This window comes from Cytobacillus sp. NCCP-133, assembly GCF_026011715.1.
Lineage (GTDB): Bacteria > Bacillota > Bacilli > Bacillales > Cytobacillaceae > Cytobacillus.
Window position 1 is genome coordinate 68,269 of record NZ_BRVM01000004.1, and the last position, 14,563, is coordinate 82,831.

Here is a 14,563-nt window from a genome sequence, read left to right on the forward strand (position 1 = left end):
GCACAAGACGAGCCTCTCGGAAAGGCGTCCTTTGCCTTTTTGGGAGGCTCGTCTTGTAACCTCGAGGGGGTATGCGCCTGGAGCTAGACAGTTATCTAAGTTCAAAAGGATATAAATTATGATATAACGAAAAAACAGCCCGGCAAATGCAGGACTGCTTATGCGGCGCTTAGCCTTCCATAAGAATTGGAAGGATCATCGGTCTGCGTTTCGTTTTTTCATAAAGATACTGGTTAAGGCTGTCTCGCATATCCTGTTTGATGCCGGACCAGTCAAAGAACTCTCTGGCCAGGTTCTGCTCAACCGCTTCTTTGACGATTTTTACAGCTTCTTCAAGAAGCTTCTCTGATTCCCTTACATAAACAAAGCCTCTTGTAATAACTTCAGGGCCTGCAGAAATTTTCTTTTCCTTTTTATTCAAAGTGACCACTACTAATAAAACTCCGTCTTGTGAAAGAAGTTTCCGATCTCTTAGGACAATATTTCCAACATCGCCAACGCCAATCCCGTCAATGAGTACATTGCCACAAGGAATTTTTCCTCCTGTTATAAGTTTGCCACTTTTGATTTCAGCGACTTCGCCTTTATCCGGGATGAAGATTTGACCACTTGATAATCCGAATTCCCTTGCAATACCGGCATGTGCTTTTAACATACGGTACTCACCATGGACCGGAATAAAGAATTTAGGATTCATAAGATTCATCATAAATTTAAGCTCTTCCTGGCTCCCATGGCTGGAGGTATTAAAAGTCCCTTTGCCAGAAATAACTTCTGCACCCGCTCGAAGTAACATATCAACGGTTTTAAAAATAAATACCTCCGTCCCCCTAAGCGGTGATGCAGCTAATAAAACGGTATCCCCTTGTTTAATATTAACCTGCCTGTGGGACTGCTTAGCCATTTTTTGAAGAGCTTCAATCGGCTCTCCCTGTGAACCAGTAGCAAGAACAACTAGTTGATTGTCAGAGAACTTTCCTATATCCGCCACAGGGATTATAAGATCTTCTCCTGCTTGCAGATATCCTAATTGAAGGGCGATATCATAGATTTTCTGCAGGCTTTTCCCGACTACTGCCACTTTCCTTCCAGTTTCCATAGCGGAATCAAAAATATGCTGAATACAGATTATATCTGAAGCAAACGATGCAGCAATAACCCTGCCTTTCGCAGCATAAAAGGCTGCCGTCATTTCTCTGGCTACTTTAGCTTCAGAATTTGTGTAGCCTGGCTTCTCTGCTTCTGTACTATCAGAAAGCAGGCAAAGTACCCCCTCTTCTCCCAAGCGAGCCATTTTTCCAATTTCGGGTTTGTAAAGTGCGGTTGCCGCCTGGTCAAACTTAAAGTCTCCGGTATAAACAATTGCCCCTTCTGAGGTATGGATGGCAACCCCCACACTATCCGGAATGCTATGTCCCGTTTTAAAGAAGGTTACATGTGCCGAATCAAATTCCAATTTCGTATCTGAATTAATTTCAATAAACTGCGCTTTTCCTCTGTATTCCTGTTCTCTCAATTTTGCTTTTGTAAGAGCTAGCGTCAACTTCGTCCCATAAACAGGTACATTGACCCTTGCCAAAACATAAGAAAGGCCCCCAATATGATCTTCATGTCCATGTGTTAAAAATATTCCCTGCACTCTTTCTTTATTTTGAACTAAATATGTAATATCCGGAATCACGATGTCAATTCCGAGCATTTCATTTTCAGGGAACATTAAGCCGGCATCGATCACATAGATATCCTCATCCACTTCAGCCAGGAACATATTCTTCCCCAGTTCTCCGACTCCTCCAAGTGCTGCTATCTTGATGTTTTCATTCTGACTCTTTTTCAATGTACGTTTCCTCCCATGCATGTTCAGCCGATCAAGATCAGTTATCCATATTATACTTTATATCATAAAACCGTGACAACCAAATTTATACATGGCTAGGGTTTTTCACCAGCTGCATTGCTAATTTAAATGATTGAATTCGGGAGAAATTCAGGAGAGTTGACAACTGCAAAAATTTAAATGAAGAATAATGAGTTCAACAAACAGGGGAAACAGATTTTAACTCATAAGACAGGTTACATAGAAGTTTCTTCTTGATGGAATTGATATTTTGGATTTTTGAAGACTCCAAGGAGGGGTTGGCGCCTGGAGCTAGACAGTTCTCTAATAAATTTTGATATTACAAGAAAAGCCAACCAGCATACACTGATTGGCAAAAAAAATAAATTATTTAAATAGAGCAACTATGGCATTTCGTTCCTGTTCAGTTAAAGGCACCATTGGCAGGCGGACGGACCCGACATCAAGCCCCTTTAATTGAAGAGCTGTTTTTACAGGCACAGGGCTTGGTGCAGCAAAAAGCCCTTCCATGATTGGAAGAATCTGCTGATGAATCTTCGCAGCCTTTTCGTTTTCACCGCTAAGGTATGCCTTTACCATTTCCTGCATTTCGTTTCCAATCACATGAGAAGCAACAGATACGATGCCTGTTCCTCCAATCGCCATGCATGGAAGTGTAAGGCCATCATCACCGCTATACAGCAAGAAGCCTTCATCTGTCCCCGCTATGATTTTTGCCATTGCATTAAGATCTCCACTTGCTTCTTTCACTGCTGCGATGTTTGGAATCTTAGAAAGGCGGATAATCGTGTCCGGCTGAATATTAACGGAAGAGCGGCCTGGAATGTTATAAACCATAACAGGAAGCTTCGTATTTTGAGCAATTGCCTTGAAGTGCTGATAGAGCCCTTCCTGGTTTGGCTTATTGTAATATGGCGCAACAATCATGATGGCATCTACACCAATTTGCTCTGCTTTCTTGGTTAACTCAATTGATTCATACGTATTATTGCTGCCTGTTCCTGCAATGACAGGAACGCGTTTATCAGCTACTTTTACTGCATGCTGGAATAAAGCCAGCTTTTCTTCTTTTGTCAGGGTAGGCGACTCACCAGTTGTTCCAGCGACAACTAATGATTCGGTGCCATTTTCAATAAGATGGTTGATTAGCTGTGTCGTTTTAGGAAAATCAATATGTCCCTTGTGATCGAACGGCGTCACCATTGCTGTAGATATTCGGCCAAATAGAACCATTTTTACACTCCTTGCAATTGTTCAAAAAGCCCGGGAAAATACGGGCAGATCTGCCGCACATAATGCTGATCCGTCGATCGCCGCATCATAGGCTTTTCTTCCCCTTTTTGAACATTTATTTTTATAAATAAATTAAATATCTGTTCTCTCGTACTCTGTCAGATCTTGTTCCAGATGAAAAGCATCATGCAATGCATTTACTGCTTTTGACAGATCTTCCTGTTTTACAAGAACCCAGATGGTTGTATGACTGTCTGCAGATTGGAGAATTCGGATGCCCTGCTCGGACAGTGCCGTCACGATACGGGAAGCCACTCCTGGCACTCCCTGCATCCCTGCACCGACAACAGATACTTTGGCGCATGCTCTTTCGACTAACGGAATATGGCCAAGGCCCTCTAATATATTGATCGCTTTATCGGTCATTTCCTCTGAGACCGTATAGTTCACTCCATTTGGGTAAATGTTGATAAAGTCGACACTGATGCCTTGGTTTGCCATTGCCTTAAATACCTCTGATTGCAGATCATATTGGTCCTTCTTGGCAAGGACTTTAATCTGCGTCACATTAGAAAGATGCGCAATGCCAGTAACGGGACGTTCTTTAATATCTGTACCCCGTCTGTTTTTGTTAAGAGTAGTCACAAGTGTTCCGGGACTTTCTAAATAGGTAGAGCGGATCCGGATCGGAATTTTAGCCTGCATGGCAATTTCCACAGCACGGGGATGAATAACTTTTGCCCCCTGGTAAGCCATGTTGCAGACTTCTGTATAGGTAACCACCGAAAGCGGACGTGCATTTGCAGCAATGCGAGGATCCGCAGTCATGATGCCTTCTACATCGGTAAAAATATCAATCCACTCAGCATTTAAGGCTGCCCCAAGAGCAGCAGCGGAGGTATCGCTGCCTCCTCTGCCAATTGTGGTAACATCCCCAAGCTTGGAGGTTCCCTGGAACCCTGCCACGACAATGACATCATGCTCCTCCAATTCTTTCAGGAGCCTGTCACATTTCATATCAATAATTTTTGCGTTTGTATGATCATTATTTGTTCTGAAACCTGCTTGGGCACCGGTCAAGGCAGCTGCAGTGATGCCATTTTCCTTAAGCATGCTGGAAAAAACAACACTGGAAATGACTTCTCCGCAGGATAGAAGAAGGTCTGTTTCCCGTTTGCTGATCTTGCTGCAGTTCCCATCTACAAGGGAAAGCAAGGTATCTGTCGCATATGGATCACCTTTTCTGCCCATTGCTGATACGACAACTACAACCTTATATCCTTCAGACAGCGCTCTTTGAATATGTTTTAGCGCATGTTCACGGCTATTTTGGTCGCGTACTGATGTGCCTCCATATTTTTGAACGATAATATTCATTAAAACACCTCTAACTTCTCTTTTACATGAAGAGAAACTCGTTAACTATTTTACTAACCCAAGCTTAATTAAGCTTTCGGCAATTTGTACGGAGTTCCATGCTGCCCCTTTAAGAAGATTATCAGAAACAACCCACATATGGAAGCCTTTATCCTCATCCAGATCTTTGCGGATACGGCCGACAAATACATCATTTTTTCCGACACAATCAGCAGGCATAGGGTAGACCTGGTTTTTCGGATCATCCTGAAGGACAATCCCAGGTGCATTTTCTAAAAGGCCCTTGATGTCATTTGCTGTTACATCAATTGTCTCCACTTCAAAATAAAGCGATTCTGAGTGGCCTGTTGCCACTGGAAGGCGCACACATGTTGCAGCTACTTGAAGCTCCGGCATATGCATAATTTTCTTCGTTTCATTTATCATTTTCATTTCTTCAAAAGTGTAGCCATTATCCTGGAATTTATCGATTTGTGGAATCGCATTGAAAGCAATTTGATAATGTTTTTTGTCGCCTTTTACCGGAAGGATTTCCGGCTCAAACTCTTCACTATTTATAATTGCTTTTGTTTGTTCATTTAATTCCTGTACTGCAGCAGCTCCTGAACCTGATACTGCCTGGTAAGTAGATACAATGACTTTCTTCAATCCGTACTTTTCTTTAACTGGCTGCAAAGCAACAACCATTTGAATTGTAGAGCAGTTTGGATTGGCGATAATGCCGTTATGCTTAAGGAGATCATCTTCATTCACTTCAGGTACGACAAGAGGCACATTTGAATCCATTCGGTAAGCACTTGTGTTATCTACCACAATCGCACCATGTTCAACAGCATGGGGAGCAAGTTCTTGCGACACGCTTCCTCCAGCGCTGAATAATGCTATATCTACACCCTTAAAGCTCTCGGGCTTTGCTTCCTGCACAGTATACTCTTGGCCTTTGAACATTACCTTGTTGCCAGCAGAACGGGCTGATGATAAAAGAGTTAATTGAGAGATCGGAAAATCTCTGTTTTCAAGTGTTTGAACCATTTGCTGACCTACTGCGCCAGTTGCTCCTAATACCGCTACATGAAATCCTTGTTTTTGTTCCAATTTCCTTTTCCCCTTCCAGTACCAATATATTTTTCTAGCAAAATTAGTTATTAGCGATAAGCAATACGCCCAAAATTCATAGAACGGCGTCCAATATGATTTGGCAGCCGTTTATCTGCCCACTTGTTTCTAAAGGCAGGTTTCCATGTATATCATCAGCATATTGACCATAAGCTCCAAGTTGTTATTATTAAAATATTTTTAAACTCAGCTTGGAGGTTGGTTATCTTAGTAACCTTTATTCTAACATATTCGTTCACTAAAGGACTAAATTTTTTGCTAGAAAAAACAGGGGTTAATTACCGTCTTTATATCTTTCTACTACAACAGGCTGAAGCTGCTTTCCTTCCATCGCATGAAGTACGGTATCTGACAAGGCTGTCATTCGTGCAACCATGGAATTTGGCTTCTTAACTGGATCATCCTGGCCATATGGGATAAAATAAATATTTTTGGTAGCCATCAGCCTCATTAAGTTTACTCCATTCAATCCAAGTGCATCATTTGTAGAAATCCCGAGAATCACAGGTTTTCCATTTCTCAAAGTCGCTTTGGCTGCCATAAGCACCGGTGAATCGGTCATGGCATTAGCAAATTTGCTCATGGAATTTCCAGTTAACGGTGCAATCACCATACAATCCAGCGGGATTTTTGGTCCCAGCGGCTCCGCTTTAACAATCGAATCAATCACTTTATGGCCTGTTAAATCTTCAATTCTTTGGACCCAGTCTTCCCCTTTGCCAAATCTTGTTTCTGTATTCTTGACTGTAAAAGTTACCACAGGGAGCACCTCCGCCCCTGCATTAACCAGCTTTTCTATTTCCGGAAAAACAGCATCATACGTACAATGTGATCCGGTTAACCCAAATCCGATTCTCTTCCCTTTAAAACTCATATTGTATTCCCCTTTCTCTTTTGCAAGTCTTCCTTAATCAATTGAGAAAGAACATTTGCCAATATTTGCCCTGCTGTTTTCGGAGCAACGATTCCAGGCAGGCCTGGAGCAAGCAAAGCTTTCACTCCTCGCTTTTCCGCATAGCGGAAGTCTGTTCCGCCAGGCTTTGAAGCCAGATCAATAATAAGCGTATGTGCAGGCATTTTTGAAATGACTGACGCAGTCACTACTAGATGGGGGGCTGTATTGATGCAAATATCCAGATCTTTAACCGCATCCTCGATATCTTTTAAGTGAAATGGAGTAAGACCCATTTCTGTTATCCTCGCTATATGTTCACTCTTCCTGGCCCCAACTTTCACTTTCGCACCCAATGCGTGGAAAGTTCTGGCTACACTCATGCCAACTCTCCCCAAGCCAATCACTCCTATTTTAGAGCCATGAATGGTAAAATCCGTATGCTGGATTGCCATCATAATGGTTCCCTCAACAGTTGGGATTGAATTGTAAATGGCCACATCATCTCTCTCAAATAATTGCACCAAACGCCGGTCTGCCTGCTTTGTAATTCCTGTTAAATATGAATTTGTGATGCCTGAATAAACCGTACAGTGAGCAGGTGTTTGTGAAAGAATGTCCTCCTCAAAAACAACTTTTTCATTCGAGAAAATCGTTTCTATTTGGCCCTCCAGACCCGTGCCAGGCACTGGGAGGATAATAGCGTCTATATTCGTAAAGTCCACTTCATCTATTTTTTCTTTTACCGCACCAGAGAACGCATGATCCAGCTGCTCGAAACCAATCAATGAGAGCTTTGCATCAAGCTCGGTTAGTTTCCGGATGATTTCCAGCTGCCTTGCATCACCGCCGATAACTGCTATTTGGGTTCCTGTCAGCATGCAACACTCACCTTCTTTTTTCTTTCTTTTTGGAAGAAAGCATTTATTTTTGAAGCCGTTTGCCATCATGACTTCGGGCAAAAATCTCCTCGTACCGGCAACGCCACTGTACAATAGCTGAGGCACGAGACAGCAATTGCTTAGGAAGCTTCTGATTTAAACAATGTGTGGCGTGTTTCTTGGCCGGCAACTCCAATTAAATACGTATGTGGATTGTTATATTAAACTACTTCAACATCTTATGTACGAAAAGAGGAATAGGTGAGTTTTCCATTAAAAAGAAATGGGTTTATAAGGGGGATAAATATTGGGAAAACGTTTGCTGGAGGCTGTTGACAAGCTAACTTCTAACTTGATAGCAAAACATACTTCTTTACATTGAAAAAAGGACCTTCTGAAGGCCCTCTTGCTCTGGTTTATTTTGGTTCTTCTTCACCTTCCGGTATATCTATGATAATCATATCATTGCCTATCTTTCTGATATGCTGCCAGGCAACTCGTATTTCATCTCCTTGACGCTTAAAGCCAAACCATTTCAGTGAAGGAATCAGCAAAGCCTGAATTTGCCCGCTTTTTTCATTAATCTCCAAATCTGTCTGTCCGAGAACCCCCAACCGTTCCGCCCTTTTTACATCAACGATCTCTTTTCCGCTCAACTCGCTTAATCTCATCATTTGCCCCCCTTTCTTCTTCTATATATCTTTATCTGTTAAAAGCCGCTTTTAGAAGTCTTGGACAAAATAAAACAGCCCGCATGCAATACAGGCTGTTTTTAGGAAATATATAATTTTAAAGATTTTTCGGAAGTTCCCCATCCGGGCTGATTAGGGCAACTGAGTATTTACCTGTGAAAATAGTGTTCGCCATACCATTTACTCCTTGCATGGATACTGCATCAATTTCCTCAATAATTTCATCCATGGAACGATGGCGGCCCAGCAGGAGCTCATTTTTGCCGTTTCGGCTCATGCGGCTGTTTGTGCTTTCCAGGCTTAGCATCAAGCCGCCCTTCAGCTGTTCTTTGCTGTTGTTCAGCTCTTTGTCAGTAATGCCTTCCTTTTTAAGGGTAGCCAGCGTTTCCTGAATGGTATCAAACAGGACGTCCAGCTGCTTAGCACCTGTTCCCCCATAAAGTGTCACAATGCCGCTATCCTGGAAAGCAGAATGATACGAAAAGACTGAATAAGCCAATCCCCTTTGCTCCCTGACATCCTGGAACAACCGGCTGCTCATGCTTCCGCCTAGAATATTATTAAGCACAATCAGATTGTAAATACCTTTATGTCCAACTTTCAAGCCTTCAAATCCAATGCATAGGTGGGCTTGCTCAGTATCCTTCTTGCGTGCGAAGTTGTTAGAATGAAACTCAGGCTTTTGCTCCGTTCTTTCTCTTTTGCCGCCTTTATAGGAACCAAAGTATTTTTCTACTTCCTTAATAAAGGACTCGTTTATATTTCCTGCAATAGAAATAACAACATTCTCTGGCGTGTATGTTTCATGCATATACTGCTTCAATGTATCTCCATTGAAGGTACCTAAAGTGTCTTCCGTCCCAAGAATTGGATATCCGAGCGAGTGATTTTCGTAAATCGCCTTGCTTAAAAGATCATGTACAATATCATCAGGTGTATCCTCGTACATTTTGATCTCTTCATATACAACATTTTTCTCTTTGTTTAATTCTTCATCAATAAAGGTAGAGTTAAAAAACATATCGGAGAGTACTTCAAGAGCAAAATCCGAATGTGTATCCAGCACCTTGGCATAATAACAAGTATACTCTTTTGAAGTAAAGGCGTTTACCTGGCCGCCTATGCTATCGAAACTCTCTGCAATTTCTCGCGCACTTCTAGTTTTGGTTCCTTTAAAAAACATATGCTCCAAGAAATGAGAGATTCCGTTATTTGCGGTATCTTCATTCCGTGAGCCTGTTCCGATCCAAACTCCTATCGCCACAGAACGGACGGTTGGAATATTTTCTAGTACGACTCTTACTCCGTTTTGGCAAGTATATTTCTTTATCAAGTAAATTCCTCCTGTCTGAAACCTTAAACCCTGTGCTCCATTAGTTTAAATCATTATTGTTATTTTTTCCAAAATCATAATTATTATTTTCTCGTTTCCGGATTCTCTCTTCGCTCAATAGTTCTGAAACTGTTCCAATTTGGAGATTTTTCTGTTTAAGGGCCAGAATCAATTGATCCAGTGATTTTTCAGTAGAGTCAGTCGGGTGCATGAGGATTAATGCACCATTATGAACCTTGCTCAAGACCCGACTAATAAGCACTTGCGGAGCCGGGTTTTTCCAATCCACTGTGTCTACCGTCCACATAACTGTTCCTAGTTTCTCTTGGGCAGCAATCTTAACAATCTCATCTCTGTAACTTCCGCTCGGTGGTGCAAACCAAGTGATTGGCTTTCTCACTTTTTCATCCATCGTTGCTTCGATCACATTGTTCGTCTTCTGAATTTCTTCTCTTGCCTTTGCGGAAGAGATCACTTTCATATCTGGATGAGTATAAGAATGGTTGCCTACTTCATGCCCTGCATCCAAAATCATTCTGGCTAGCTCCGGATTATTCTTTACCCATCTTCCCTCGAGAAAAAAACTCGCAGATACATTATGTTCCTTCAAAGTAGACAGCATTCCGGACAAATATTCATTTCCCCAGGCAACATTAATAATGAAACTGACCATCGGCTTATCAGGATGGCCCTTATATACCGGTGCCGGAGGAAGATCTCTTAACTTTACTTTTGGTTCAACTTGTTTAAAAACAAGCTTTTCTTCGGAAAACTTCTGTTTAGGCTTCATTTTTTTATAGGATGCCTCGACATCTACTTCTATTCCATTGTACCCCGGTATAGCTTTCCAAACGGGATCTATTTTCGCATCCTGAGCAGGTATGCGGTATTTAGCTGCCTTTGCTTCGATTTCATCATACAGGGAGTCCTTTGGCTTTGAGACAGCCACAGCCCCTGATTCTTTCTTAAGACCAGCAACATACTGATCTGTCAGTGGATTATTGACAAACGCTAATGCAAAAACAAACATAATCGCAATATGGATATACTTCCTCATTAAACATGCCTCCTTCAATTCATTTTATGAGTTAAAGGGACAAGGTAGAACGGAAGCGTTTTGTTAAGGTATGCAACATAAGGCCGAATCCTGCAGAAAAACCTGAATATGTAAAAAGCCAGGGTTTCCCCTGGCTCATAGGAATGGCCAGCCACATACAAAGCGCCTCTTATAGAAGCCTGCTTTTAGTATTACTGCTGAGCTTTTTCCTTTTGCTCGCGCTGTTCACGCAATACTGCTTTGCGGGAAAGGTTTACGCGTCCCTGCTTATCTATTTCTGTTACTTTTACAAGTAATTCATCACCAAGGGATACAACATCCTCCACTTTTCCAACACGCTCTTCAGCCAGTTCGGAAATATGGACTAATCCGTCTTTTCCTTGGAATATTTCAACAAATGCACCGAACTTTTCAATGCGCTTTACTTTGCCAAGGTACATCTGTCCGGTCTCGACTTCACGCACGATGTCTTCAATAATCTTTTTCGCCTTTTGGTTCATTGCTTCATCTATAGAAGAAATGAATACTGTACCATCTTGCTCGATATCGATCTTAACGCCTGTTTCTTCAATGATTTTATTGATTTGCTTACCGCTTGGTCCAATGACATCACGGATTTTATCAGGATTGATTGACATCATTAAAATTTTAGGAGCAAACTTGGAAAGCTCTTTTTTCGGCTGGTCTATAGTGCTCAGCATGGAATCAAGGATTTGCATGCGGCCTTTCTTGGCCTGCTGCAATGCTTCTTCAAGAATTTCACGGGATAAGCCATCGATCTTTATATCCATTTGAAGGGCAGTTACACCATTGGAAGTTCCGGCAACTTTGAAGTCCATGTCGCCAAGGTGATCTTCCATGCCTTGGATATCAGTCAAAATCGAATAATGCTCACCTGACTTAATTAGGCCCATTGCAATTCCAGCAACTGGTGCTTTAATTGGCACCCCGGCGTCCATCATTGCCAATATGCTCGCACAAATACTCGCCTGGGATGTAGAGCCGTTAGACTCTAATACCTCTGATACAAGACGGATAGTATATGGGAAGTCATTTTCAGATGGAATGATTGGTTCCAGCGCACGCTCACCCAAAGCACCATGCCCGATTTCCCGGCGGCCTGGTCCTCTGATCGGGCCTGTTTCCCCCACACTGAAGTTAGGGAAGTTGTAATGGTGCATAAATCTCTTTTCTTCTTCTATTCCCAAACCATCAAGGATTTGGACATCGCCAAGAGCCCCTAATGTACATATGCTAAGGGCCTGCGTTTGGCCGCGCGTAAATAATCCTGATCCATGTGTACGAGGAAGTAATCCTATCTCTGAAGAAAGAGGGCGGATGACATCTAGTCCCCGGCCATCAGGACGTACTTTATCCTCTGTAATAAGACGGCGCACTTCAGCTTTTACAATCTTATCAAGGATTTGCTTGATTTGCTTAAGCTTATTTTCGTCCGCTTCTTCAGCTACATATTTAGCTGTAATTTCATCTTTTACTGCTTTAATAGCAGATTCACGGGCATTCTTTTCCTGAACCTGGATTGCTGTAATCATATCCTTCTCACAGATGCCTCGCACTTCAGCCTCAAGATCTTGGTCAACCTGGTATAAAACAACTTCTATTTTCTCTTTGCCAATCTCAGAGACAATCTCTTCCTGGAAAGCGATCAGGCGTTTAATTTCTTCATGGCCGTACATGATGGCTTCAAGCATAATTTCTTCAGGAACTTCATCTGCTCCGGCTTCAACCATGTTGATTGCATCTTTCGTTCCGGCAACCACAAGGCTGATATCGCTCTTTTCAGCCTGCTCTACAGATGGATTGATTATGAAATCTCCATCAATGCGGCCCACGCTTACACCTGCAATCGGTCCTCCGAAAGGAATATCAGATACGCATAACGCCAATGATGAACCAAACATCGCAGCCATTTCAGATGAACAGTTTTGATCAACACTCATGACCATGCTAACTACTTGTACATCATTTCTGAAGCCGTCCGCGAATAATGGACGAATTGGCCTATCGATCAAGCGGCTAGCCAAAATAGCCTTCTCGCTTGGACGGCCCTCTCTTTTAATAAATCCGCCCGGAATCTTACCTACTGCATATAAACGTTCCTCATAGTTAACGGTCAGTGGAAAGAAATCCAGGTTTTTCGGTTCTTTTGATGCTGTAGCTGTACTAAGTACAACAGTATCGCCATAGCGCACTAATACTGCACCGTTGGCCTGTTTAGCCAGCTGGCCAACCTCAACGGTCAATTTGCGCCCAGCCCACTCAAGGCTGTAGACATTTTTATCTTGTCCCATATTTGTACCCCTCTCTGCATTCACTTAAAGACCGGCGACTTTCCGCCTGGTCCATTCAATCATTATTTATCCTGCAATGGCTGCCGGTAATCCTGCAAAACACTTAGAGTACTCTGCGGGCACCTTCAGCTCATACAGCTTTTTAATATACAAAAGCAATAATGCTCTTTAATCATTTTTAAAATATGCATATTATAGTATGCACAATTTTGCCGTCCGCTAAAATAAGAATAGATTATGTATGTACAATAAGAATAGCGTAAGGCGCAGCTTATCGGAGACTAGCATAAGACGTTCGGCCTTGAACCGATGGCACCAGAAGCTAGACAGTTCATGCAAAAAACTCATATTCTGGAACAAAATTCAACTTTTTAAAGCTAATAAAAAAGCGGGAAAAAATCCCGCTTCTGTTGATTATCGACGTAAGCCAAGCTTATTGATTAACTCACGGTAACGCGCAACATTCTTGTTACGCAGGTAAGTCAATAGGTTACGACGCTTACCAACCATTTTCAAAAGACCGCGACGTGAATGGTGGTCTTTCTTGTGAGTACGTAAATGGTCGTTCAAATTGTTGATTTCTTCAGTAAGGACAGCGATTTGAACTTCTGGAGATCCAGTGTCGCTTTCATGAGTTTTGAACTCATTGATTAGCTCATTTTTACGTTCTTTCGTGATTGCCATCCGGTTCACCTCCTAAATTTCCAATCCCCTGTTACTGAGCAAGCGTCGGTGACTCGACTTGCCAAGCAAAGGTTCATTTGGTACGTTACTAAGAATACAACTATTTATGACAAAAAGCAAGGCTAAACCTTGTTTTTCTCAAAATATTGCTGTGCCTCCAGTTTATCTTTCCCGATTTGGTCAATGAGCTTCTGAATGCCGGAAAATTTTTGCTCACTTCTCAGATGCTTATGCCATTCAACGGTGACTTTTCTGCCATATATTTCTTCATCAAAATCAAATACATGGACTTCAATAGATGGCTTGTCTCCCTTTTCCTTATTGAAAGTAGGTTTGTGGCCAACATTGCAAACACCTTCATGCCACTTGCCATCGGTTAGAAGCCTTACGGAGTATACACCAAGCGGAGGGATGATGTATTCTTCCAAAAGGTCAATATTTGCGGTTGGAAAACCGATCGTTCTTCCTCTTTTATCCCCATGCACTACCAGTCCGGATGTTGTATAATGCCTTCCCAGCAGGTCCGGCAATTCATCTGTCTTCCCTTCCCGGATGTATTTCCTGATAAGCGTGGAGCTTATTTTTTCGTCTCCGTTTGAGAGCTTGTCAATGATAGAATATTCAAACTGGTTCCTTGAATGGAACAAAAGTGTTTCCATTGTACCCCGGCCCATACGTCCGTATGAATAGTCAAAGCCTGCGACAACATGCTTTGCATTAAGTCCAATTAAATATTGGTCAACAAATTCCTGCGGCAGGAGATTTGCAAACTCCCTCGTAAAACGGACAATAAACAAATAATCGATGCCCAAACTGGCCATAACGCTAATTTTATCCTGAGGAGGTGTTATATATTCTACATGCTGAACACTTTTTCCCAATACAACTGACGGATGGGGATCAAATGTCATCACAGCACTTTTTAAGCCCTTTTGTCCGGCAATTGCTTTTGCTTCTAATATGACTTTTTGATGGCCCCGATGAACTCCATCAAAATATCCAAGTGCTATTGCCATCTTGGGCATATCGTTTTTTTCTACTTCATGGGGATGAGATATATGAATTACTTCCATGCTATTATTTCACCTTTTCTCTACAGAGCCTAGACCTTTAAAAAAATAACAAAAA

12 protein-coding genes are annotated in these 14,563 nt (G+C 42.1%); all 12 read right to left on the reverse strand.

Annotated elements, in window-relative coordinates; genetic code table 11:
* Positions 1-169: 169 nt before the first annotated feature.
* The 12 genes from NCCP133_RS07380 to ribF all read right to left on the reverse strand — a co-directional run bounded on the left by NCCP133_RS07380 (position 170) and on the right by ribF (position 14,508).
* Positions 170-1,837 (reverse strand): ribonuclease J, encoded by a 1,668-nt coding sequence (locus NCCP133_RS07380; protein WP_264804285.1) that lies wholly within the window; start codon positions 1,835-1,837, stop codon positions 170-172.
* A 387-nt stretch (positions 1,838-2,224) separates the two neighbouring features.
* A complete protein-coding gene (gene dapA, locus NCCP133_RS07385) occupies positions 2,225-3,091 on the reverse strand; it encodes a 4-hydroxy-tetrahydrodipicolinate synthase (protein WP_264804286.1) in 867 nt (288 codons plus the stop codon).
* 132 nt (positions 3,092-3,223) lie between these two features.
* Positions 3,224-4,468 carry an aspartate kinase gene (gene dapG / locus NCCP133_RS07390; protein ID WP_264804287.1) on the reverse strand — a complete coding sequence of 415 codons (1,245 nt, stop codon included), beginning with the start codon at positions 4,466-4,468 and terminating at the stop codon, positions 3,224-3,226.
* Between the two features lie 45 nt (positions 4,469-4,513).
* A complete protein-coding gene (gene asd, locus NCCP133_RS07395) occupies positions 4,514-5,563 on the reverse strand; it encodes an aspartate-semialdehyde dehydrogenase (RefSeq protein ID WP_264804288.1) in 1,050 nt (349 codons plus the stop codon).
* Between the two features lie 295 nt (positions 5,564-5,858).
* Positions 5,859-6,458 carry a dipicolinate synthase subunit B gene (dpaB, locus tag NCCP133_RS07400; protein ID WP_264804289.1) on the reverse strand — a complete coding sequence of 200 codons (600 nt, stop codon included), beginning with the start codon at positions 6,456-6,458 and terminating at the stop codon, positions 5,859-5,861.
* The gene (gene dpaA / locus NCCP133_RS07405) at positions 6,455-7,357 is read right to left on the reverse strand and encodes a dipicolinic acid synthetase subunit A (protein WP_264804290.1); all 903 of its coding nucleotides are present in this window, start codon (positions 7,355-7,357) and stop codon (positions 6,455-6,457) included. The genes dpaB and dpaA overlap by 4 nt, the downstream gene beginning before the upstream one ends.
* 416 nt (positions 7,358-7,773) lie before the next feature.
* Positions 7,774-8,028: a YlmC/YmxH family sporulation protein gene (locus NCCP133_RS07410; RefSeq protein WP_264804407.1), complete on the reverse strand. Its 255-nt coding sequence runs from the start codon at positions 8,026-8,028 to the stop codon at positions 7,774-7,776.
* Between the two features lie 118 nt (positions 8,029-8,146).
* Positions 8,147-9,382 (reverse strand): M16 family metallopeptidase, encoded by a 1,236-nt coding sequence (locus NCCP133_RS07415; RefSeq protein ID WP_264804291.1) that lies wholly within the window; start codon positions 9,380-9,382, stop codon positions 8,147-8,149.
* A 40-nt stretch (positions 9,383-9,422) separates the two neighbouring features.
* Positions 9,423-10,439 carry a polysaccharide deacetylase family protein gene (locus tag NCCP133_RS07420; RefSeq protein ID WP_264804292.1) on the reverse strand — a complete coding sequence of 339 codons (1,017 nt, stop codon included), beginning with the start codon at positions 10,437-10,439 and terminating at the stop codon, positions 9,423-9,425.
* A gap of 191 nt (positions 10,440-10,630) precedes the next feature.
* A complete protein-coding gene (pnp, locus tag NCCP133_RS07425) occupies positions 10,631-12,751 on the reverse strand; it encodes a polyribonucleotide nucleotidyltransferase (protein WP_264804293.1) in 2,121 nt (706 codons plus the stop codon).
* 414 nt (positions 12,752-13,165) lie between these two features.
* Positions 13,166-13,435: a 30S ribosomal protein S15 gene (gene rpsO, locus NCCP133_RS07430; protein ID WP_264804294.1), complete on the reverse strand. Its 270-nt coding sequence runs from the start codon at positions 13,433-13,435 to the stop codon at positions 13,166-13,168.
* A gap of 122 nt (positions 13,436-13,557) precedes the next feature.
* A complete protein-coding gene (gene ribF, locus NCCP133_RS07435) occupies positions 13,558-14,508 on the reverse strand; it encodes a bifunctional riboflavin kinase/FAD synthetase (protein ID WP_264804295.1) in 951 nt (316 codons plus the stop codon).
* Between the last annotated feature and the right edge of the window lie 55 nt (positions 14,509-14,563).